Origin of the sequence: Micromonospora sp. WMMD1082 (genome assembly GCF_029626175.1) — a bacterium.
In the GTDB taxonomy this organism is placed as follows: Bacteria; Actinomycetota; Actinomycetes; order Mycobacteriales; family Micromonosporaceae; genus Micromonospora.
This window is the reverse complement of the sequence record NZ_JARUBM010000002.1, coordinates 4,768,044-4,790,135: the sequence shown is the minus strand read 5'-3', so window position 1 is coordinate 4,790,135 and position 22,092 is coordinate 4,768,044. Positions and strand designations below refer to the sequence as shown.

At 72.9% G+C, this 22,092-nt stretch carries 17 protein-coding genes and 2 pseudogenes; 5 read left to right on the top strand and 14 right to left on the bottom strand.

Annotation, left to right across the window (positions count from 1 at the left end; all coding sequences use genetic code 11):
• Positions 1 to 5: 5 nt before the first annotated feature.
• The 4 genes from O7615_RS22140 to mraZ all read right to left on the bottom strand — a co-directional run bounded on the left by O7615_RS22140 (position 6) and on the right by mraZ (position 4,577).
• Positions 6 to 2,237 carry a penicillin-binding protein 2 gene (locus O7615_RS22140; RefSeq protein ID WP_278179712.1) on the bottom strand — a complete coding sequence of 744 codons (2,232 nt, stop codon included), beginning with the start codon at positions 2,235 to 2,237 and terminating at the stop codon, positions 6 to 8.
• Between the two features lie 3 nt (positions 2,238 to 2,240).
• The gene (locus O7615_RS22135) at positions 2,241 to 2,834 is read right to left on the bottom strand and encodes a septum formation initiator family protein (RefSeq protein ID WP_278179711.1); all 594 of its coding nucleotides are present in this window, start codon (positions 2,832 to 2,834) and stop codon (positions 2,241 to 2,243) included.
• Entirely contained in the window at positions 2,831 to 3,937 is a 1,107-nt protein-coding gene (gene rsmH, locus O7615_RS22130; RefSeq protein WP_278179710.1) for a 16S rRNA (cytosine(1402)-N(4))-methyltransferase RsmH, read from the bottom strand. The genes O7615_RS22135 and rsmH overlap by 4 nt, the downstream gene beginning before the upstream one ends.
• A 208-nt stretch (positions 3,938 to 4,145) precedes the next feature.
• The gene (gene mraZ / locus O7615_RS22125; protein ID WP_278179709.1) at positions 4,146 to 4,577 is read right to left on the bottom strand and encodes a division/cell wall cluster transcriptional repressor MraZ; all 432 of its coding nucleotides are present in this window, start codon (positions 4,575 to 4,577) and stop codon (positions 4,146 to 4,148) included.
• Positions 4,578 to 4,931: 354 nt separating this feature from the next.
• Here mraZ and O7615_RS22120 point away from each other — a divergent pair, with 354 nt between their 5' ends.
• From O7615_RS22120 to O7615_RS22110, 3 genes are read left to right on the top strand one after another with little or no spacing between them, the layout of a single operon-like run.
• A complete protein-coding gene (locus O7615_RS22120) occupies positions 4,932 to 6,179 on the top strand; it encodes a MurT ligase domain-containing protein (protein ID WP_278182192.1) in 1,248 nt (415 codons plus the stop codon).
• Positions 6,169 to 6,888: a glutamine amidotransferase gene (locus tag O7615_RS22115; protein ID WP_278179708.1), complete on the top strand. Its 720-nt coding sequence runs from the start codon at positions 6,169 to 6,171 to the stop codon at positions 6,886 to 6,888. The genes O7615_RS22120 and O7615_RS22115 overlap by 11 nt, the downstream gene beginning before the upstream one ends.
• Positions 6,885 to 7,577, top strand: coding sequence for a VTT domain-containing protein (locus O7615_RS22110; RefSeq protein WP_278179707.1), 693 nt, complete (start codon positions 6,885 to 6,887; stop codon positions 7,575 to 7,577). Before O7615_RS22115 ends, O7615_RS22110 begins: the two co-directional genes overlap by 4 nt.
• A 389-nt stretch (positions 7,578 to 7,966) precedes the next feature.
• Here O7615_RS22110 and O7615_RS22105 read toward each other — a convergent pair whose 3' ends face one another.
• The 3 genes from O7615_RS22105 to O7615_RS22095 all read right to left on the bottom strand — a co-directional run bounded on the left by O7615_RS22105 (position 7,967) and on the right by O7615_RS22095 (position 10,788).
• Positions 7,967 to 9,310, bottom strand: a complete 1,344-nt coding sequence (locus O7615_RS22105; protein WP_278179706.1) for a helix-turn-helix domain-containing protein — start codon at positions 9,308 to 9,310, stop codon at positions 7,967 to 7,969.
• Positions 9,294 to 9,467, bottom strand: a complete 174-nt coding sequence (locus O7615_RS22100; protein ID WP_278179705.1) for a hypothetical protein — start codon at positions 9,465 to 9,467, stop codon at positions 9,294 to 9,296. The genes O7615_RS22105 and O7615_RS22100 overlap by 17 nt, the downstream gene beginning before the upstream one ends.
• Positions 9,468 to 9,597: 130 nt before the next feature.
• The gene (locus O7615_RS22095) at positions 9,598 to 10,788 is read right to left on the bottom strand and encodes a helix-turn-helix transcriptional regulator (protein WP_278179704.1); all 1,191 of its coding nucleotides are present in this window, start codon (positions 10,786 to 10,788) and stop codon (positions 9,598 to 9,600) included.
• A 145-nt stretch (positions 10,789 to 10,933) separates the two neighbouring features.
• Between O7615_RS22095 and O7615_RS22090 the strand changes: the two genes are divergently transcribed.
• Together O7615_RS22090 and O7615_RS22085 are read left to right on the top strand one after the other, a co-directional pair.
• On the top strand, positions 10,934 to 11,218 hold the full coding sequence (locus O7615_RS22090; protein WP_278179703.1) for a hypothetical protein: 285 nt from the start codon (positions 10,934 to 10,936) through the stop codon (positions 11,216 to 11,218).
• 147 nt (positions 11,219 to 11,365) lie between these two features.
• Positions 11,366 to 12,640, top strand: coding sequence for an IS701 family transposase (locus O7615_RS22085; protein ID WP_278182177.1), 1,275 nt, complete (start codon positions 11,366 to 11,368; stop codon positions 12,638 to 12,640).
• Positions 12,641 to 13,097: 457 nt separating this feature from the next.
• Here O7615_RS22085 and leuS read toward each other — a convergent pair whose 3' ends face one another.
• From leuS to mbhE, 7 genes and pseudogenes are all read right to left on the bottom strand, one after another.
• Positions 13,098 to 15,938 carry a leucine--tRNA ligase gene (gene leuS / locus O7615_RS22080; protein WP_278179702.1) on the bottom strand — a complete coding sequence of 947 codons (2,841 nt, stop codon included), beginning with the start codon at positions 15,936 to 15,938 and terminating at the stop codon, positions 13,098 to 13,100.
• A gap of 228 nt (positions 15,939 to 16,166) precedes the next feature.
• Complete coding sequence (gene mnhG / locus O7615_RS22075) at positions 16,167 to 16,517, bottom strand: monovalent cation/H(+) antiporter subunit G (protein WP_278179701.1); 351 nt, start codon at positions 16,515 to 16,517, stop codon at positions 16,167 to 16,169.
• Complete coding sequence (locus O7615_RS22070; RefSeq protein WP_278182191.1) at positions 16,514 to 16,771, bottom strand: monovalent cation/H+ antiporter complex subunit F; 258 nt, start codon at positions 16,769 to 16,771, stop codon at positions 16,514 to 16,516. Before O7615_RS22070 ends, mnhG begins: the two co-directional genes overlap by 4 nt.
• Positions 16,768 to 17,223: a Na+/H+ antiporter subunit E gene (locus O7615_RS22065; RefSeq protein ID WP_278179700.1), complete on the bottom strand. Its 456-nt coding sequence runs from the start codon at positions 17,221 to 17,223 to the stop codon at positions 16,768 to 16,770. The genes O7615_RS22070 and O7615_RS22065 overlap by 4 nt, the downstream gene beginning before the upstream one ends.
• 156 nt (positions 17,224 to 17,379) lie before the next feature.
• The gene (locus tag O7615_RS22060) at positions 17,380 to 18,843 is read right to left on the bottom strand and encodes a proton-conducting transporter membrane subunit (protein WP_278179699.1); all 1,464 of its coding nucleotides are present in this window, start codon (positions 18,841 to 18,843) and stop codon (positions 17,380 to 17,382) included.
• Between the two features lie 152 nt (positions 18,844 to 18,995).
• Positions 18,996 to 19,262, bottom strand: a pseudogene (locus O7615_RS22055) (NADH-quinone oxidoreductase subunit K); the annotation flags it as partial.
• 107 nt (positions 19,263 to 19,369) lie between these two features.
• Positions 19,370 to 22,063, bottom strand: a pseudogene (gene mbhE / locus O7615_RS22050) (hydrogen gas-evolving membrane-bound hydrogenase subunit E); the annotation flags it as partial.
• Positions 22,064 to 22,092 lie beyond the last annotated feature (29 nt).

The following is a 22,092-nucleotide window of genomic DNA, read 5'->3' as shown; positions in this document are numbered from 1 at the left end:
AGCGGCTACGGGAACACCGTGAACGTCGGTGCCGGTTCCGTCGACGGCGGCACCTTGAAGTGACGTAGCGTGAAGGTCATCATGTCCCGGAACGCCGGCGCCGCGACCTGACCGCCACCGCCGGCGGGGCTGTGCACGAAGACCGCGATCACGTATCGCGGGTTCTCCGCCGGGGCCATCCCGATGAACGAGGCGACATCGCCGGGCTGCTTCTTGCCCTCGACCAGCCGCCAACCGGTGCCGGTCTTGCCGGCGACCCGGTAGCCGGGCACCGCCGCGGCCAGACCGGTGGCGCTCTCCACCGTGGTGACCGCCTCCAACATGGTCCGCAGGGCGGCGGCGTTGGCCGGGCTGAGCACCGGGCGGGTCGTCGGCTCCGCCGCCGGGCTCCGCGTCCCGTCCGGGGCGATCGTCTCCTTCACCAGGTGCGGCTGGATGTACGTGCCGTCGTTGGCGATGGCGGCGTACGCGGCGGCCATCTGCAACGGGGTGGCGTCCACACTGTGCCCGATCGGCACCGACCCGTACGACGAGTCGCTCCACTCCGTCAGTGGCAGCAGCCGCCCGCTCGCCTCACCGGGCATGCCGACCTCGGTCCGCTCGCCCAGCCCGAACCGCCGCTGGTAGTCGATCAGGCGCTCGGCGCCGAGCTTGTCGGCGATCGCGATGGTGCCGACGTTGGAGGAGTACGCCATCATCCCGGCCGCGCTCATCCGCCGGCCGTTGGCGGGGTGGGTGTCCCGGAATGGCTGGTCGCCCTTGACGACGGAGTTGGCCACCGGGAACGAGGTGTCCGCGGTGATCACCCCCTCCTGAAGCGCCGCCCCGAACGTGATCGCCTTGTGCACCGAGCCCGGGTCGACGACGAAGCTGGTGGCCGCGTCCTCCCGGTCCGTCGGGTCGCTCGGTGAGGGCTTCGCCGCGTTGTAGGTGGGGTAGCTGGCCTGGGCCAGCACCTCGCCGGTACGCACGTCCAGCACCACGGCCGCGGCGGTGCTGGCATGCGCCGCCCTGGCCTGCTCGGCGAGGATCCGCTGGGTCATGAACTGCAGATCACGGTCGATGGTCAGCACGATGGAGCTGCCCGGCTTCGCCCTGGTGGTCCGGCTGTAGCCGCCGGGGATGGGCGCGGCCAGGTCGCCGAGACCGACCTCGAAGACCCGCTGGCCGTCCTCGCCGTGCAGCAGGTCGTCGAGGCGCGCCTCAAGGCCCTCCAGCCCGACCATGTCCGGGCTGGTGAAGCCGATCAGGTTGGCGGCCAGGTCGCCGCCGGGCACCTCGCGCCGCTCGTCGCGGTGGGTGTTGATACCGGACAGCTTGAGCGCCATGATCTCCTTGGCGCGGTCGATGTCCACCCCCCGGGCGAGGTACTCGAACTGGGAGTCGTCGCCGTTGATCCGCTTGCGCGGTCGCATCTTCTCGGCCAGCTCCGAGGCCGGGATGCCGAGCAGCGGGGAGAGCGACCGCGCGGTCGCCCCGATGTCCTCGATCCGGGTCGGGTCGGCGTAGACGTACCGGGCCTCCACGCTGTGCGCCAGGGCGGCCTCGCCCGAACGGTCGTAGATCGCCCCGCGCGGCGCGGGCAGCTGCACGGTCCGGAGGCGGTCGGCGAGCCCGCCGTCGGCGTACGCCGGGGTGTCGACCGCCTGGAGCGCGACGAGCCGCACGCCGATGGCCACGAAGAGGGCCAGCGCCAGCGCGGTGCCCAGCCGCAGCCGGCGCCCGGGGTCGGCGAGCCGGGGCGGGCGGGGTGGCTTGCGGGCCGGTCGGCGCACGGGCGGCCGGTCCCCCCGGCGCGACTCGCCGGCGGCGACCCGCCGCCGTGGCGCGACGGCCGGCGGTTCGTCGCGCCGGGTGCGGTCGGTGACGGTCCGGACCACCGCGCCGCGGCCGGCGCCGCCGTCCCGCCGGGCCGGACCGCCCGGCCGGCCACCGGCCCATCCGGCGGCGCGACCGCCGTCGAGCACCTGCAACGCCGGCCGGAACGGGTCCTGCGTCCGGCTGCTGCGTGGGGTGCGCCGCTGCTCGGCGCGGCCGGCGGCGGCCGGCGCGGCACCCTCCCGGATGGTCCGGCCCCGAGGGGTGTACGCGCGAGCGTCGGAGATCCCGCCGATGCCCGGCTCGGCGTCCCGGTCCCCTGCCGCCCGGGGCGGCACACCCCGCTCTCCGGTGCCGCGCGACGAACCGCGCCGGGAGCCTGTGGCATCCCGGCGCGGTTCCTCCGACCTCGGTGGCACGATCTACCCCTGTCCGCCCTGGCTCGCGATGGACGGCTGCCCGACGGCCGGCTGCGGCACGCCGATCAGCTTGCCGTCCGGCAGCCGGATCAGCCCCAGCTCGCCCGACTCGACCAGCCCCAGCTTGCGGGCCTGGGCGGCGAGGTTGCCCGGCGACTCGGACTCGGCGATCTGCTTCTTCAGCTGCTGCTGCTCCACGTCGAGCTTGGCCTGCTGCTGCTGCAGTTCGTCCAGCCGGAAGGCGTTCTCGTTGATCTTCGTGTTGACCGCCAGGATGCCCAGCACCCCGCCGACGACGAGCACCACGACGAGCGCCGCGAAGGGTGCCCGGGGCACCCGCACCGGCGGCGGCGGGGCGACCCGCAGCCGCGGCGACTCCGCCCGCTCGGCGGCGGCGCGCTCCACCGGACGCAGCGCGGCGCTGCCCTGGGTCGGAAACTCGCGCGCCCCCCGGGCGCGAGTCTCCGCCGGCCGGCCGGCCCGGTCCGCCCGCCGTGCGTCCCCGGCCCCCCGGACCCGCTCCGCCGCGATCCGGCCCCCCGACCGCGGTGCGCGCTGCCCGGCGCCGGCGATGTCCCGGCGCTTGTCAACGTTCATGTTCCCTCCCCCTCTTCGTCCGTGCTGTCCCCCGGCATCCGCCGCGGATCCGGACCGGATCCCGTGGCCGATGCCGTCCCCGGTTGGTGCATCGCCTTGACCCGGCGGCGGTACCGTTCGCGGTCGGTACGCCCCCGTTGCCGGGCCTGCGGGTCGATCCGTTCCGCCGCACGCAGGCGCACCGAAGCGGCCCGCGGATTGGCGGCGACCTCCACCTCCCCGGGCAGCTCCGCGCCCCGGCTGAGCAGCCGGAACGTCGGCTCCGACCCGGGCAGTTCGACCGGAAGGTCGATCGGGCCCGTGCTGCGGACCCGGTCGGCGAGCGCCTGTTTGGTGAGCCGGTCCTCCAGCGAGTGGTAGGACAGGACCACCAGGCGACCGCCGACCGAAAGCCGGTCGAGAGCGGCCGGCAGCGCCGTCTCCAGCGCCGCCAGCTCCCTGTTTACCTCGATCCGTAAAGCCTGAAACGTTCTCTTTGCCGGGTGTCCACCCGTTCGTCGGGCTGGTGCCGGAATCGACTCCCGGACCAGCTCGGCCAGCCGCGCCGACGAGGTGATCGGGCCCCGCTCCCGCTCCCGGATGATCGCCGAGGCGATCCGCCCGGCGAACTTCTCCTCGCCGTACACCCGCAGCACCCGGGCCAGTTCCGGATGCCCGTAGGTGTTGACCACCTCCTCGGCGGTCACCCCCCGGGTCTGGTCCATCCGCATGTCCAGCGGCGCGTCCTGCGCGTAGGCGAACCCGCGGTCGGGCGCGTCGAGCTGCAACGAGGAGACACCGAGATCGAACAGGATCCCGTCCACGGTCGGATGGCCCAGCCGGTCGAGCACCTCGGGCAGCTCGTCGTAGACGGCGTGCTCCAGGTGGATTCGGTCGGCGAACCGGGCCAGCCGGACCCGGGCGTGGGCCAGGGCCTCGGTGTCCCGGTCCAGCCCGACCAGGATCGTCTCCGGATGGGCCAGGAGCACCGCCTCGGCGTGCCCGGCCAGACCCAGCGTCGCGTCCACGTGGACGGTGCGCCCACCCCGGCCCAGCGCGGGGGCGAGCAGCTCGAGACACCGCTCGAGCAACACCGGCACGTGCGTGCCGCGTAGCTCCCCCATGTCGACCCCCACTGGTTGAACCGGTTATTGTCCTCGCGCCTGCTCGTCGGACGACGCCGTGCCGTCGTACCGCCAGATCCCCATCCGCTCTCCGCCCGCCCGTCGGGCCACGGCCCTGAGGTCGGATCGCGCGCCTGGCACCGGGGAAGGGATGCCAGGAACTCGAAAGCGGCTGGAGATCTCGCAGTACGTCGGGCGTCGCCACGCCCTACAGACCGCCTGGCAGCACCCCTTCCTCGATGTCGGCGAAGTCGTCTTCGCTCTCGGCGAGGTAGGTCTCCCAGGCGACCCTGTCCCAGATCTCCACCCGCGTGCTCGCGCCGATGACCACCAGGTCCCGGTCGAGCCCCGCGTACGTGCGCAGATGCGCCGGGATGGTCACCCTGCCCTGCTTGTCCGGCACCTCGTCGTGGGCGCTGGCGAAGAAGACCCGGCTGTAGGCCCGGGCCGCCTTGTGCGTCATCGGCTGCGCGCGCAACTGCTCCGCGATCCGCTGGAACTCCGGTGTCGGGAAGACATAGAGGCAGCGCTCCTGCCCTTTAGTGATCACGACACCCCCCGCCAACCCATCCCGAAACTTCGCCGGAAGGATCAACCGGCCCTTGTCGTCCAGGCGCGGAGTGTGGGTGCCGAGGAACATCGGCCCAACCCCCTCGCCCTTGAGCGGCGTTCGCGCGCCGCTGACCCCCCGGGCCGGTGGGCCCTCCCGGCCTCACCAATGCGCCCCACTCTACTCCACTTCCCTCCACTCGCAACCAGATTCGACCGCGTGGCGCGCCGAACTGAAGGGCAAAACCGCACGTCAGTCGGGGTGGAGCGGAGTGGAGGGCCGCGGCCCGCGCTGGGGCGCGTCCGCTATCCGACATAGATCGACTCCATCCGAACGAGCGCCGGCGGCCCGGTCGGCCGGTAAGCCGGTCCGGACGGATCGTCGTCGGCGGCGATCTCCCGGGTCTCCTGGTCCGGTAACCTCGCTCGCGTGACGGACGCGAAGATGCCCCTGCGGGCGAAGGTGGCCAGCTCCGTGTCACGGACCGCCGCGGCGTTGTCGCGGGCGGCGGGCCGTGGCGACGGCTCGGTGATCGGTGGCTGGCTCGGCCTCAAGATCGACCCGGAACTGCTCGCCCACCTCTCCGCCGGGCGGGCCATCGCGCTGATCTCCGGCACCAACGGCAAGACCACGACCACCCGGCTGGCCGCCGCGGCCGTCGGGGTGCTCGGCCGGGTCGCCACCAACTCGTTCGGCGCCAACATGCCCACCGGGCACACCTCCGCGCTGGCCAAGGCGGGCAGCACCCCGTACGCCGTGCTGGAGGTCGACGAGCACTACCTCGCCCAGGTGATCGAGGCGACCGAGCCACACGTGGTGGCGCTGCTCAACCTCTCCCGCGACCAGTTGGACCGGGCCAAGGAGGTCGCCATGATGGCGCAGCTCTGGCGCGCGGCGCTGGCCCGCCACCCCGACATCCGCGTCGTCGCCAACGCCGACGACCCGATGGTGGTCTGGTCGGCCACCCCGCCGGCCACCCACGACCACCGGATCACCCCGCCGCACGTCACCTGGTTCTCCGCCGGGCAACGGTGGCACGACGACTCCTGGGTCTGCCCCGAGTGCGGCTCGACCATCCAGCGCTCCGGCGAGCAGTGGTGGTGCACGGGCTGCCCGCTGCGCCGGCCGGAGCCGCAGTGGACCGTGGACGAGGAGGGCGTCGTCGACCCGACCGGCGCCTGGTACAAGGTCAAGCTCCAGCTGCCGGGCAAGGTCAACGTCGGCAACGCGGCCACCGCCCTCGCGGTCGCCGCCGAGTTCGGCGTACGCCCGTTCGACGCGGTCCCCCGGCTCGGCGACGTCACCTCGGTGGCCGGGCGCTACGCCCAGGTGGTGCGGGAGGGGCGCACCGTCCGGCTGTTGCTGGCGAAGAACCCGGCCAGCTGGCTGGAGGCGTTCGACATGGCCGACGAGGCGCCGACCCTGCTGTCCATCAACGCCCGCGACCCCGACGGGTTGGACACCTCCTGGCTCTTCGACGTGGACTTCGCGCCGCTGCGCGGGCGCCTGGTGCTCATCACCGGCGACCGGGCGTACGACCTGGCCGTCCGGCTGGAGGTCAACGACGTGCCCTTCCAGTACGTCCGCACCTTCGACGACGCCGTCCGCGCGGTGCCACCGGGGCGGCTGGAGGTCATCGCGAACTACACCGCGTTCCAGGACATCCGAGCGGAGTTGGACCGTGTCAACTGAGACCCTGCGCATCGTCTGGATCTACCCGGACCTGCTGTCCACCTACGGCGACCGGGGCAATGCCCTGATCCTGGCCCGCCGGGCCCAGCAGCGCGGGTTCCCGGTCGAGGTGCTGGAGGTCCGCTCCGACCAGCAGTTGCCCACCACCGCCGACATCTACCTGATCGGCGGCGGCGAGGACGGCCCGCAGGCGCTCGGCGCGCAACGGCTGCTCGCCGACGGCGGCCTGCACCGGGCGGTGGCCCAGGGCTCGGTGGTGTTCGGCGTCTGCGCCGGCTACCAGTTGCTGGGCACCTCCTTCTTCGCCAAGGGCACCCAGTACCAGGGCCTGGAACTGCTCGACCTCTCCTCCGACCGGGGGCCCAGCCGGGCCGTCGGCGAGCTGGCCGGCGACATCGACGCCCGCCTCGGCCTGCCGCCGCTGACCGGCTTCGAGAACCATGGCGGCCGGACCCACCTCGGCCCCGGGGTCTCCCCGCTGGCGCGGATCACCACCGGCGTCGGCAACGACGGCACCACCGAGGGCGCCTGGCGGGGCAAACTGCTCGGCACGTATTCGCACGGCCCGGCGCTGGCCCGCAACCCGGCCCTGGCCGACCTGCTGCTGCGCTGGGCCACCGGCGCCCAGCAGCTCCCGCCGCTCGACGACACCTGGGCCGACCGGCTGCGGGCCGAACGCCGGACCGCGGTGGCCACCGCCCGACCATGATCCCCGCCCTCCGGCGGCTGCTGGCCTTCTGGCGATCGGCGTACCCGGTCACCGCCCGGCCGTCGGCCGTCCGGTTCGGGCTGCTGCTGCTCCTGCTCGCCGGCTTCGGGATCACGCTGCTGCTGGTGCCGCGCCCCGACCCGACGGCGCTGCCGCAGTTCGGCGACCGGCTGGGTGACCTCGCCCCGGTCGCCGGCGTCCTCGGCGGGGCGCTGCTGCTGGTGGCACTGGTCCCCCGTACCTTCATCACGCTCGCCGCCGGAGCGATCTTCGGCGCGCTGCCGGGCGCCCTCTACGCGCTGGGCGCGGCGCTGCTCGCGGCGGCGATCGGCTTCACCGTGGGTCGGCTGCTCGGCCGGGAGTTCGTCGCCGAACGCGTCCGGGGCCGGCTGGCCCGCCTCGACCGCTGGTTCACCCGGCAGAGCGTCCTCGGGGTGATCACCGTACGGCTGCTGCCGATCTCCGGTTTCGGCCTGGTCAGCTACGGCTACGGCACCACCGGCGCACGGGTGCTGCCGTTCCTCGTCGGCAGCGTGATCGCCTCCGCCCCGACGGCGTTCGGCTACGCCGCGGTCGGCGCCGCCGTCACCTCCCCCGGCGAGATCAACTGGTTCGCCGCCGCCCCCGCCGCCCTCGGCTTCATCGCCGCCGCCGTGCTGCTCACCCGCTGGTGGCGCGCCGAACGGTGACCACGCTGATCACGAGCTGCTCGGCTATCTCCGCGCCTGATCCGGTACACCCCGGCCGCTGTCGCCGCCGCCCTGGCGGCGCTGGTCCTGCTGCCGAAGATGGTCGACAGCGACCACATCCAGTGGGTGGCACAGGTGCACGACAACCTGCCGACCACGGCCTGGCTCCGCCTGATCGAGGTCTACGACGGCACCGCCGCCGGGTTGCCCGCCGACCCGTACCCGGCCACCATCGCCGGCTCGTGGCTGGTCGACACCTTCCATGATCACGCTCGATCCGGGATCGAGCTGCCCGCCGCCTCCTGGCACGGCATCGGTGTTTGGGTGCGTTTCTTGCTGCCCTGGCAGCAAGAAACGCACCCAAACACCCCGAAGGGACTGACCACCGCTCATCGAGTGAGGCCGACGAGGGTGGCCAGGCGGGCGACGCCGGCCGGTGCGGGTCGCCCCCGGGCGATCTCGGCGAGGAGAGTACGCGCCGACGGACGCGACCGGACCTCGGCCGGTGCCACACTGTCGGCTGCGACCAGCATCCGCCCTGCCCCCGCCAGGTCACCGGCCAGCAGGTACGCCCGCGCGGCGTCCATCAGATACGCACCCCGATACTCGGCCGGCAACCGCCGCCACCCGTCCCGCCGCATCACCACCTCGTGCCGACACACCGCCTCCACCGCGTCACCACCCTCGACGGCCACCACCACCCGCGCCAACTCCACGACCACGGATCCGAAACACGTCCGGTGCGGGTCCTCCCCCGCGTCGAATCCCTGCGCGACCTCGGCGGCCCGGTCAAGCAGCACCCCGGCCTGGCCGACCTCGCCACACGTCGCGGCAGCAAAGGCCGCCTGAAGCAACAGCGTCCCGCCCACCGCCGACTCCTCCAACAGCCCACCCGACCCCACCGTCCCGCCCAGCCCCACCGTCCCACCCGGCGCCCTCCCACTCAGCCCCACCCCGCCCAGCCTCACCCTCCCGCTCGGGCCCACCGCCCTCCCGCCCAGGCCCACCGGCCTCCCGCCCAGACCCACCGGCCTCCCGCTCGGACCCACCGGCCTCGCTGTTCCGCCCGGGACCGGCACGAGCCGCCCAGCGGCGGCGACCGTCGCCGCCAACGCCAACCGCTCCCGGCCCGCCGCCCGCAACGCCGACCCGATCGAGACGGCAGCCGTACCCGCCAACACCCGATCGCCACCCGCCGCCGCCACGGCCCGATCGGCGGCCAGCCAGGCGAGATCCGCCTCCCCCAGCTTCACCAGCACCGAGGACGCGATCCGGTACACCTGCACCAGCAACGGCGGCGCGGCTGCCGAGAGCCCTTGCGCCGCGTCCAACATCCCCGGCAGCGCCCGCACCACCTGCGGATACCGCGCATGCTGGTACGTCAGCCAGGCATGCCCGACGTGCCGACGAAGCTCGCCCAACCCCACCGGACGCTCCGACGCCCGAAACACCCCGGCCATCGCCGCCCGCACTCCGTCGAGGCCGTCCCGCGCTGACCCACCGGCCGGTGCCGGTGACTGCTGGCCGAGCAGCACCGCCGGGTCCACCCGCAGCACCTCGGCGATCTGCTGGATCACCGAGAACTTGTCCAATCGGCGGGCACCCCGCTCCACCTTGTCGACCCAGCTCTTCGACTTGCCCAGCCGATCCGCAAGCGCCTGCTGGGTCATCCGCCGCCGCGCCCGCCACTGCGCCACCCGCCGCCCGATCGGCAGCTCACCCCTGCTGGTCATGCCGCCACCGCCGGTCCGGTACCGCCCTCGTGGTCTCCTCCACCGGAATCCGCTCCGCCTCGGCCTGCGCCAGAATCCGCCGCCGCGCAGCCTCCCGCTCCGTCGCCTCGGCTTGCTCACCCGGGCTGCCCGCCCCGGCGTCGTCCTGCCCGCTCATCCCGCCTCCACCGATAGCGGCTGTGGAGAGCGTGCCAGGAGGGGCTGACCATCGTCTCACCAAGCCGGAGGAGGCAACCGCCCCCGAACCGGACAGTAGGGCGAGAAGGTGATGGTTCGATTACCGCCAGTTATGCAGCCAGACTGATGCCCATTCGGCCAGCGATCCGCCGCAGGTCGTCCGAAATAGCCCGCCGTCTCGCCCGTTGAGCGAGGGTCACGACCGCGTCCCGCGCGAGGGGGTTCAATGCGAACGGTGTGGGCGCGACTCGCTCGGCCTGCACGAATGCGCCGAGCGCCTCCGCGTCCCGACGACCGCTATCCGCCAACGATCGGCCAAGGTCCAGCCAATAGGCCATCTGACGATTCGCTGCCGCCAGCACCCTGGGGCGTATCGTCCGCGACAGCTCAATCACCCTGCCCATCTCGCCCTGTTCTGCGGCAATGGACATCTTCCAGAGCCCGACGTTGGTCGGCCCGAACCCGCAACCGTTGAAGCCTCCCCCGTCCACCGGGTCTCCAAGGCTCGATGCTTCCCGGGTGGCCTCGGCCAGATGGTCACGAGCTACATCCGTGCGGCCCTCCACAGTTGAGGTCAGTGCCGCCGAGAGGTGTAGCTGGCCGAGCATCTGCCGTACCCGCACGTCGGCGGCGTCGGACTGCAACTCGATCAGCGACCGGTCAGCAGCCTTGGCGGCAAGCGACGCGGCCTCGATCGGCAGACTCTGCACATACGCGAACCGGGAGGCCGCCATCCAGGCCGGATCTTCCACCTGCTCGGCGGCCGACACGGCCACTCGAGCCGCATTGAGGGCAAGATGCCGATATCCGAGATGCCGCAGGCACGTCGCAGCTTGGTATGCCACCCGAGCGAATGCCGGACCGCCGACGGCAGCGGCCTCGACCAGCAATCTCGGGAGCGACGCGGCCATCGCCGGATAGTTGCAGATCATGCGGAGTTGATCGCTTCGATCGATTTCCGCGACCAACTGCTCCGCCGTTCGCGTCGGCGAACGACGCTCGCCGTCCTCAATCTCGATCAGAGCCGACCAGATCGCCGGCACGCACTCGGCGGCGCTCTCGCGGGCCGGATCGCCAGGCTCCGTGCCCTGGCCTAGCAAGTCGGCCACCGTGACCTGAAGTGCCGCAGCAAGCGCGACCAGTGTGGAGCGGCGGTCGATCGTCTTCCGCCCCGACTCGATCTGCGAGACGTACGACTGACTCACGCCGGTAAGGCCGGCGAGGACGGCCTGCGTCATCCCACCCCGGCGTATCCGCCAGTACCGGACCCGCGCACCTATGGTGTCCGCCTTCTTGATCATGGCAACGGTCCACCTCCAGATCGAGGATCGGGATGGTGGTCAACGGCCACCACCCCCACAGGCCCAGTTTGGACGGTACACGGCGCCGCTACAGCTCGGGTCTGACGTCATCGCCAGCCGTTAATCCTCGGCGCGCACAGCCAGCATGCGATTCGCCGAGGAGTCCGCCACCGGTGCCCGCCGTCAGGGGCGCGCTCGGCGTGGTGCTCTCAGCGAGGCTGCGCTGTCGATCGCCGATCTCGAACGGGCCAACGTCGAAGCTGCCGCCTCGCGAGCAGCGCGCGTCGTGGCCCTGGCCGCCTCGGTCAACTCGTCACGGGCCGTCGAGACCGTACGCGACCTGCAACGGCGCATGAAGCCGTACGGCAATCTCCACGAGGTCCAACGATTCAACGTGCGAGCCGGCGAAATGCTCGGCCTCGCCGCCTAGTACGGCAGCCGCCGTTTGAGATGTCGCTGGTGGGGCCTGGTAGGCGAGGTGCGGCCACCGCGTGATCGTCTGTCTGCTGTGGACATAACTTCAGATCTGGCGGTGGCCGCGTGCCACAGCGTAAACCCTGCCCGGTGGCGGCAGGTTCTGGCCGGGGTGTGTGATGCGTTCGCGGGACGGTTCGGGCGGGTCGAGCCGCGGCGCACGGCTACGGCGTTCGTGAGTGGGCTGCTGGCCGACATTGAGGTCAAGACGTGCTGGCAGTTGGCGGAGCGGGCCGGGCATGCCCGGCCGGACGCGATGCAGAGGTTGTTGTATCGGGCGGTGTGGGACGCCGACGCTGTCCGCGACGATCTGCGCGACGTGGTCGTGGCCCGGTTCGGTGACTCGGACGGCGTGCTGGTTGTCGACGAGACCGGGGACCTGAAGAAGGGCACGCATTCGGTCGGGGTGCAACGCCAGTACACCGGCACTGCCGGCAGGATCGAGAACGCGCAGGTAGGGGTGTTCTGCGGCTATGCCAGCCGGCATGGGCACACGCTGATCGACCGCCGGGTCTACCTGCCGGTGTCGTGGACCGATGACCGGGACAGATGCCAGGCCGCTGGGGTTCCCGACGAGGTTGCCTTCGCCACGAAGTCCGAGCTGGCCGCCGACATGATCACCGCTGCGGTCGACGCCGGCGTTCCCGTCGGGTGGGCGGCTGCGGACGAGGCCTACGGCAACAGCAGCGTCTTCCGCACTCACCTGCGCGAACACCGCCTGGGCTATGTCCTGGCCGTGTCCCGCAGCCACCTGGTCCCTCTCGACGGTGGCAAGACCCGGGTGCGGGCTGATCGGGTCGCCGTCGACCTACCGGCCTCGGCGTGGCAGCGCCGCAGCGCAGGCGCCGGATCCAAGGGCCCGCGTTTCTACGACTGGGCCTGGCTCAACGACGTCTGCACCGATGCCGACCCCGACGACGGCGGCCACCACAGCCTCCTGATCCGCCGCAACACCACCACCGGCGAGCTGGCCTTCTACCGCTGCTGGACCCCGCAACAAGCCACCCTTGCCCGACTCGTGCGGGTCGCGGGCATCCGCTGGACGGTCGAGGAAAGCTTCCAGGCCGCCAAGGGCCAGGTCGGCCTCGACCAGCACCAGGTCCGCCGCTGGGACTCCTGGCACCGCTTCACCACCCTCGCCCTGGCCGCCCTCGCCGTCCTGGCGATCTGCGCCGCCGACGCCGACGACGACTCCACCGACACAGGGCTGATCAAGCTGACCGTCAACGAGACCCGCCGACTGATCAACACCCTCGTACTCCGCCCGATCCGCGACCTCACCCACCGTCTGCGCTGGTCAGACTGGCGCCGCCGCCATCAAGCCCGAGCCCGCCAAGCCCACTACACCCGACGCCTCAACCTCGAACACCAGCCATAGTCCCGAACGGCGGCTGCCGTACTAGCGCCCGCGGACAGATGGCACGCTGTTCGCGGCTCTGACGGTTGTCGACGGTCCCATCGCTTGAGATGCGGAAGCGAGATCTGACTGGTAGAGGGAACCCCACCACAGCGCACCGGTGACAAAGGTCCCGGCCCGGGTTCATGATCCGCGCAACTTCCCTGATACTGCTGCCTCGGCCGGAGTTGAGGCAGCAGTATCCCTGAAACTGTGCAGATCTTGGGAGCGTGATCCGACGGGCCTTGCCCTTGCGGGCTTCGTGGTCCACGCGGGCCGAGCCGACCGCGCGGCAGACCGCATGCCCTCTTTGCGCCTGCACGGCGTCCCGAAGAGACCGGGCGACTTGGACAGTTGCCGTTCTCGATGAACTCGATGAACGGCAACTGTCCAAGATCTCGACTGAAGGTGGGGTGGGGCCGCAGCCGGCGACCACGTCTCAGGCGACGACGGAGACCATGCGGCCGGGGATGACGATGACCTTGCGGGGTTCCTTGCCGGCCAGTGCGCCGGCCACCGCGTCCAGCGCGGCGGACCGCACGGACTCCTCGGCGGCGTCGGCGGGCACCTCGATGCGGCCCCGGACCTTGCCGTTGACCTGCACCGGGTAGGTGACCGTCTCGGCGACCAGCAGGGCCTCGTCGGCGACCGGGAAGTCCGCGTACGTCAGGGAGGTCTGGTGGCCCAGCCGCCGCCACAGCTCCTCGGCGATGTGCGGGGCGAACGGCGCCACCATCAGCACCAGCGGCTCGGCCACCTCGCGCGGGGTGCGCGCCAGCCGGGTCACGCCGTTGGTCAGCTCGATCAGCTTGGCGATCGCGGTGTTGAACCGGATCCCCTCCATGTCGCCCCGGACGCCGTCGATCACCTTGTGCAGCAGCCGCCGGGTCGCCTCGTCGGCGGGGGCATCCACCACCCGCGACTCGCCGGTCTGCTCGTCGACGATCGCCCGCCAGACCCGCTGCAGGAACCGGTACGAGCCGACCACCGCCCGGGTCTCCCACGGGCGGGACACCTCCAGCGGGCCCATCGACATCTCGTACACCCGGAAGGTGTCGGCGCCGTAGGCGGCGCACATCTCGTCCGGGGTGACGACGTTCTTCAGCGACTTGCCCATCTTGCCGTACTCGCGGTTGACCTGGACATCACCCAGGAACCAGCCGCCGTCGCGCTCGGCCACCTCCTCGGCCGGCACATACGCCCCCCGGGCGTCGGTGTACGCGTACGCCTGGATGTAGCCCTGGTTGAACAGCCTGCGGAACGGCTCGAACGACGAGACGTGGCCCAGGTCGTACAGCACCTTGTGCCAGAAGCGGGCGTACAGCAGGTGCAGCACGGCGTGCTCGGCCCCGCCGACGTACAGGTCCACGCCGCCGCAGTCGCCCTCCCCGCGCGGCCCCATCCAGTACCGCTCGGTGTCCGCGTCGACGAACCGCTCGGTGTTGGTCGGGTCCAGGTAGCGCAGCTCGTACCAGCAGGAGCCGGCCCACTGCGGCATCACGTTGGTTTCCCGGGTGTAGCGCTGCGGCCCGTCACCCAGGTCCAGCTCCACCTCGACCCAGTCCCGGCGGCGCGACAGCGGCGTCTCCGGGTCGCTGCCGGCGTCCTGCGGGTCGAAGGTACGCGGGGAGAAGTCGTCCACCTCGGGCAGCTCGACCGGCAGCATCTCCTCCGGCAGCGCGACGGCGTTGCCCTCGGCGTCGTACACGATCGGGAACGGCTCACCCCAGTAGCGCTGCCGGCTGAACAGCCAGTCCCGCAGCCGGTAGGTCACCGCGCCCCGGCCGTGGCCGGTGGCCTCCAGCCAGTCGATGATCCGGGCCTTGGCGTCGGCCACCCCCAGCCCGTCCAGGTCCAGGCCGCGCTCGGGCGCGGCGCTGTTGATCGCCGGACCCTCCCCGGTGTACGCCTTGCCGTCGAAGCCCTCCGACGGCTGCACGGTACGCACGATCGGCAGCTCGAACACCTCGGCGAACTCCCAGTCCCGCTCGTCCTGGCCGGGCACCGCCATGATCGCCCCGGTGCCGTAGCCGGCCAGCACGTAGTCGGCGATGAAGATCGGGATCTGCGCGCCGGTGACCGGGTTGGTGGCGTACGCGCCGGTGAAGACGCCGGTCTTCTCCTTCGTCTCCGCCTGCCGCTCCACGTCCGTCTTGGCCGCCGCCGACTTGCGGTACGCCTCGACGGCCGCTCGCGGGCTGGCGTGCCCACCGGTCCACGCGTCCCGGGTGCCCTCCGGCCAGGCCGCCGGCGCCAGCACGTCGACCAGCTCGTGCTCCGGCGCCAGCACCATGTAGGTGGCACCGAAGACGGTGTCCGGCCGGGTGGTGAACACCCGGATCGGCGCCACGTCGGTCGGGAAGTCGATGTGCGCGCCGGTGGACCGGCCGATCCAGTTGCGCTGCATCAGCTTGATCGGCTCCGGCCAGTCCAGCTTGTCCAGGTCATCCAGCAGCCGGTCGCCGTACGCGGTGATCCGCATCATCCACTGCTTCAGGTGGCGCTTGAAGACCGGGAAGTTGCCCCGCTCCGAGCGGCCGTCGGCGGTGACCTCCTCGTTGGCCAGCACCGTGCCCAGCCCGGGACACCAGTTCACCGGCGCCTCCGAGACGTACGCCAGGCGGTGGTCGTCGACGATCTGCCGCCGCTGCGCCGCCGACAGCTCCGCCCACGGCCGGCCGTCCGGGGTGCGCCGGGTGCCCCCGGCGAACTCGGCGACCAGCTCGCTGATCGGGCGGGCCCGCCCGGCCTCGCGGTCGTACCAGGAGTTGAAGATCTGCAGGAAGATCCACTGGGTCCAGCGGTAGAAGTCGGTGTCGATGGTGGCCACCGAGCGCCGCTCGTCGTGGGCCAGCCCCAGCCGGCGCAGCTGCGACCGGTAACGGTCGATGTTGGCCTCGGTGGTGGTCCTCGGGTGGGTGCCGGTCTGCACCGCGTACTGCTCGGCGGGCAGGCCGAACGCGTCGAAGCCCATCGCGTGCAGCACATTGCGCCCCGCCATCCGCTGGTAGCGGGCGAAGCAGTCGGTGCCGATGTAGCCCAGCGGGTGGCCCACGTGCAGCCCGGCGCCGGACGGGTAGGGGAACATGTCCAGCACGTACAGCTTCTCGGCGCCGGAGCGCGGGTGGGCCGGATCGGCCAGCGGACCGGCCGGGTTCGGCGCGTGGAAGCTCCCCTCGCGTTGCCAGTGGTCCTGCCAGCGGCGCTCGATCTCACCGGCCAGCGCCGCGGTGTACCGGAACGGTGGGGTGTCGCTCGTCGGGGTGGCTGCCTCGGTCATGGCTCTCCTCGCGTCGCTCGGCGGAGTCTCGTGCTGGCTGGTCTCGCATCCCGTGCCCGGCGGCCCGCCCCGGGCCGGCGGCGGGCACGAAAAAGCCCCTCACGCAGGAGGGGCCGCCGTGCTGTCGCGCGTTCAGCGCATCAGCACGGCCCGGTAAGAAGCAGGAAGACTCCGGCCATGCCCCGCAGTGTACCGCCATCTCCGGCGACGCCGCCGCCTACCACCCCCTCAGGACGGCTCGTCGCGCCCCTCGCCGGCCCGCCCGCCCAGCTCGTCGTAGCGGGTGATCGGTGCCAGGGGCGCTCCGGCACGGTACGCGGCCCGGCCCAGGGCGTAGGCGCCGACCGGTGCGGTGAACAGCTGTAGGCCGACCGCCACCAGGACCACCACGGCGGTACGCCAGCCGGGTATCAGCAGGAACACGCCGAGCAGGACGCAGCTCACCCCCAGGCTGGCGGCCTTGGCCACGGAGTTCATCCGGTTGTAGACGTCCGGCAGCCGGATCAGACCCACCGCGCTGATCGCGATCAACGCGGTGCCGAGCAGCAGCAGCGCCGACGCCGCCACGCTGCGGATCATCGCTGCCTCCGGTCCACCAGCCGGGCCATCGCCACCGTGGCCAGGAAGCTCACCAGCGTCCCGGTGAGCACCAGGTCGAGCAGGTCCGGGGCGTGCAACCGGGCGGCGAGCACGGCCAGGGCCGCCAGGAAGACGAAGCAGCCCAGGTCCAGCGCGGCCGCCCGGTCGGCGTCGGTCGGGCCGACCATCATCCGGACGATCACCACCGCCATCGCGCCCGCGAGGATGACGAGCACCACGTCGAGCAGGATCATCTCCACCTCCATCTCCACCTCGGGCCACCGCCGCCACCGGCCGGGTCGCCGCCGGCCGGGTCACCGTCAGCCGCGTTGCCCTCGGGGTGGTCGGCCGGGCGCAGGGCGGCCAGCAGCCGCCACTCCAGCTCGGTCACCTCGTGGCGGAACGCCACCGGGTCGGCCGCGTACATGCCGTGCACCGACAGCTCGGCGGGTTGTCTCGTCACCCTCAGGGTCAGGGTGCCCGGGATCAGGTTCACCGCCAGCGCCACCGCGGCCACCTCGATGTCGGTGACCGCCCGCAGCGGCACCCGCACCACCCCGGGAATCAGCCGGGAACCCGGCGTCAGGATCTCCCAGGCGACGACGAGGTTCGCCTGGGCCAGCCGGACCACGAAGTAGCCGGCGAAGCGCAGGATGCGCCCGGTCCGCACCAACGCGCGGCGGGCGGTGCCGGACACCGTACTCATCGCGCCACCTCGCTACGCTCGGCGCCGCGACGAGGCACCACCGCACTGAGCCCAATGATTCGCTCGCTGCGCCTGCTCATCGCGCCACCTCGCTACGCTCGGCGCCGCGACGAGGCACCACCGCACTGAGCCCAATGATTCGCTCGCTGCGCTCGCTCATCGCCCGGTCACCGCCCGTACGTAGCCCGCCGGGTCGCGCAGCCCGGCCGCCGCCGTGTCGGCGACCGCCAGCAGCGGCGGGGCGGCCACCCCCGCCGCCAGGGAGAGCCCGGCCAGGGCCAGCGGTGCGCCGACCAGTGACGGGCCGATCCGCTTCGCCACGCCCGACGAGGCCGGCGGGTCACCGGCGAACAGCGCGCTCCAGATCTTCAGCATGGACAGCAGGGTGACCAGGCTGACCAGCACCGCGACCGTCATCGCCAGCCAGGCTCCGGTCTCCGCGGCGGCCCGCAGCAGCAGGAACTTCGCCAGGAAGCCGGAGAACGGCGGCAACCCGGCCAGCGACAGCGCCGCACCGGCGATCGCCACCGCGAGGGCGGGTCGTTGCCCGGCCAGACCGCCCGAACCGTCGAGCTGGTCGGTGCCCCGGCCGGCGCGTACCGCCGCCGCGCAGAGGAACAGCGCCGCCTTCACCAGGATGTACTGCGCCAGGTAGTACACCGCTGCGGCCAGGCCGGCGGCGGTGAACAGGGCCAGGCCGAGCAGCACGTAGCCGATCTGGCTGACCATGTGGAATGTCAGGATCCGCCGCATCGAGTTCTCGCCGACGGCGCCGAGCACGCCGACCACCATCGACAGCAGCGCCACCGCGCCGAGCAACCAGTGGTACGCGGGGTCGCCGCCGTACACCACGGCGTAGATCCGGATCACCGCGTAGAGGCCGACCTTGGTCAGCAGCCCGGAGAAGAGCGCCACCACCACCGGCGAGGCCACCGGGTAGACCCGCGGCAGCCAGTCGTGCAGAGGGACCAGTGCGCTCTTGACGCCGAGGGCGAGCAGCACCACGCCGACGGCGACCGCGACCCCCGGCTCGTCGCGCGCCGCGCCGGCCAGGTCACCCAGACCGACCACGCCGGTGGTGGCGTAGACCAGGGCCACCCCGGCCAGCAGGAGGGTGGAGGCGAGCAGGTTGGTGGCCACGTACACCCGGCCCGCACCGCCGCGCCCGGCCCCGCCGGCCAGGCTGAGCAACACGTACGAGGGCACCAGCATGACCTCGATCAGCACGAAGAGGTTGAACAGGTCGGTGGTGAGGAACGCGCCGCTCGCCCCGGCCGAGAGGACCAGCACCAGCGGCAGGAAGTACGGGCGGCGGTCGTCGCCGGAGCCGGCGGCGGAGACCAGGCAGCAGAGCACCACCAGCGCCGTCACCGTGACCAACAGGGCGCTGAGCGCGTCCGCCGCCAGGCCGATGGCCACCGGCGCCGGCCAACCGCCGACCCGCAGCACCGGCACCCCTCCGCCGCCGGTGTCGACCAGCAGCGCCCCGCCGGTCACCAGCACCACGGCCATCGTGACGAAGGCGGCGGCCCGGTGCACCGGCGTCCGGCCCGGCAGGGCGAGAAGCACGCCGGCGACCAGCAACGGACCGACCACCGGGACCAGGAGGAGACCGTTCACCGCCGCTCCCCCTCCGGCCCACCCTCGCGCACCGGATCGGTGCTGCCGGTGTCGGTGTCGGCGGGGGTGCCCGCGCCGCCACCGGCGGCGTCAGCATCGGCGGCGTCAGCGTCGGTGACCTCGTCGGCGCTCGCGGATGCGCCCGCGCCGGGCCGGAGCAGGCCGAGCAGGTGGACGGTGATGCCGAACGTGATCACGATGGCGGTCAGCACGAACGCCTGTGGCAGCGGATCGGCCGTGTCGGGGCCCGCCTCCTCCAGCGCCGCCGTCCGGCGCCCGAGCCCGCCGGCGGCGAGCAGCACCACGTTGACGGCGTGCCCGAGCAGGACGAAGCCCAGCACCACCCGCAGCAGGCCCGGCCGTAGCAGCAGGAAGACCCCGGCGGCGACCAGTGCGCCGACGATGAACGCCGCGCTCACGGCTCGGTCCTCGCGCGCACCGAGCCGCCGCCGGTCTCGGGCGGGGCGGCCGGCGAGGCGGCGGGCGGGGCAACTGGCCGGGCGGTCGGCGGGGCGGTCGGCATGCCGAGGCGCCGTACGGCGGCCACCACCAGCGCGAGGACCATCAGGTAGACACCGAGGTCGAACGCCAGCGACGTGGACAGCGCCGGCACCGGACCCGGCGTGGCGAGGGTGAGCGGGGTGAGCAGCGGCCGGCCGGCGACGAGCGGCGCCAGCCCGGCGGCCGTGGCGGCCAGCAGCCCGGCCGCCACCAGCGGCACCGACCGGAGCCGGCTCAGCAGTGGGGCACCGCCGGGATGGGCCAGCTGGCCGAGGCCGACGGCGGTGCCCGCCAGCAGCGCCCCGATGAAGCCGCCGCCGGTCTCCTCGTGTCCCCGGAGGAACAACAGGGCCGAGGCGACCAGCATCACCGGTGCGAGCACCCGGTAGGCGAAGCCGAGCACGACGTCGCCCCCGGTGGGCTCGGCGGGGGGCTCGGCCGGGCGGCCGGCGCCGAGCCGGAGCAGCCCGAGCGCCACCACCGCGAGCACCACCGCCTCGCCGAGGGTGTCCAGGGCCCGGAAGTCCACCAGGATCGTGTTGACGACGTTGGCGCCGCCGGTCAGCTCCTCCGCCCGCTCCACGTACCACCGGCCGGGGCCGGACAGGTGGGCGCGCCCGGTCAGCACGGCGGTGCCCGCCGCCGCCGCGACGCCCGTCGCGACCGCCAGCAGCGCCGCGCCGGTCACCGGCCCGCGCCGCCCGACGGGGGCGAGCCGGCCCGGCTGCTGCCGCAGGGCCAGCATGACGACCACCGCGGTCAGCACCTCCACCAGCATCAGGGTCAGCGCGACGTCCGGCGCCCCGACGGTCAGGAACCAGGCCGACAGCAGCAGTCCGACCACCCCGGTCAGCCCGATCGCCGCCAGCGCGGAGCGCACCACCAGCAGCCCGGCGAGGGCCGTCACGAGCAGCCCCAGCACCAGCCAGTCACCGGGCCGGACCGGGTCGCCGCCGGGGGTGGCCGGTATGTGGGGCAGCACCGCGGCGACCACCGCGAGCGCCACCACGGCCAGCAACGGCCGGGCCAGGTAGGGGGCCGGGTCCGGGGAGTGCGCGGTCCGGGCGACGAGCGCGCCGGCGTGCAGCAGCCCGCCCCGGCCGCGCTCCAGCAGCTCGGCGAAGGGCGGGGTGGTGGGTACGGCCCGCAGCCACCGGTCCACCCGCACCCGGCCGAGGAACATCAGCGCGCCCAGCAGCACGGTGAGCAGGCTCAGGCCCAACGCCGGGGTGAAGCCGTGCCAGAACGCCAGGTACGGCGGTGTTCCCTCCGGACGGGCGTCGTTGGCGGCCCGCTCCACCAGTGGACTCAGCACGGCCACCGCCGGGCCGAGGACGGTCGCCACCACCGCGGCCACCGCGGCCGGGGCGAGGAACGCCCAGGACGGCTCGCGCAGCTGGCGTTGTCGGGTCGGCCCCTCCATCATCCCGTGCACCAGACGGGCGGCGTACGCGAAGGTGAGCACCGAGGCGAGCACCCCGAGCCCGGCGGCGGACCAGCCCAGCCACCACACCCCGCGCGCCTCGCCGAGGGACTCGAAGATGGCCTCCTTGCCGACGAAGCCGATGGTGGGCGGCAGGCCGGCCATCGACATCGCGGCCAGCGCGGTGAGCCAGACCGTCGCCGGCATCACCCGGTGCAGGCCGGACAGCTCCCGCACGTCCCGGCTGCCCGCCTGGTGGTCGATGATGCCGACCAGCATGAACAGGGTCGCCTTGAACAGCGCGTGGGCGACGGTGTAGAGGATCGCCGCCGCGTCGGCGGCCGGCGTGCCGGCGCCGATCACCCCGACCAGCAGGCCGAGCTGGCTGATCGTGGAGTACGCCAGCAGGGCCTTGAGGTCGTACTGCCGCAGCGCCAGCAGCGCGCCGAGGATCGCGGTGAGCAGCCCGCCGACCATCAGCGTGACGTCCCACGCCCAGGAGCCGCCGAACACCGCCGAGAAGCGCATCAGCAGGTAGATGCCGGCCTTGACCATCGTCGCCGCGTGCAGGTAGGCGCTCACCGGGGTGATCGCCACCATCGCGCCGGGCAGCCAGAAGTGGAACGGCAGCTGCGCGGACTTGGTGAACGCGGCGATGATGACCAGCGTCCCCACCACCCCGGCCGGTCCGCCGGCGAGCCGCTCCGGTTCGGCCACGATGGTGTCCAGGCTGGTGGTGCCGAGGTGCACCGCCAGCAGCACGATCGCGGCCAGCAGGGCGAGGCCGCCGGCGACGGTGACCAGCAGCGCCTGCACGGCGGGGCCGGTGGCCGCGGGCCGGCCGCCCTGGGCGATCAGGACGAAGGAGAGGATCGAGGTCAGTTCCCAGAAGACGAAGAGCACCAGCAGGTCGTCGGCGAGCACCAGGCCCAGCATCGCGGCGGCGAAGAGGGTCATCGTGACGTACACCCGCTCGTGCTCGGCCGGGTCGCCGCTGAGGTACCGGGGGCAGTAGGCCATGATGAGCGCACCGACCCCGAGGGCCAGCAGCGCGAAGACCAGGCCGAGCGCGTCCATCCGCAGCGCGGCGTGGATCTCCAGGCCGGGCAGCCACCGCCACGCCATGGCGACGTCCCGGTCGTCGAGGATCACCGGCAGCCGGGTGAGCAGCAGGGCCGCCACGACCAGGTACCCGGCGGCCAACGGGTAGCCGGCGTTGCGGCCGAGCCGCCGGGTCAGCAGCGGGACGCAGGCCGCCAGGCCGACCTGACAGGCGAGTACGACCGCGAGGATCACGCCGCCTCCAGGCCCAGCGGGGCGTCGGT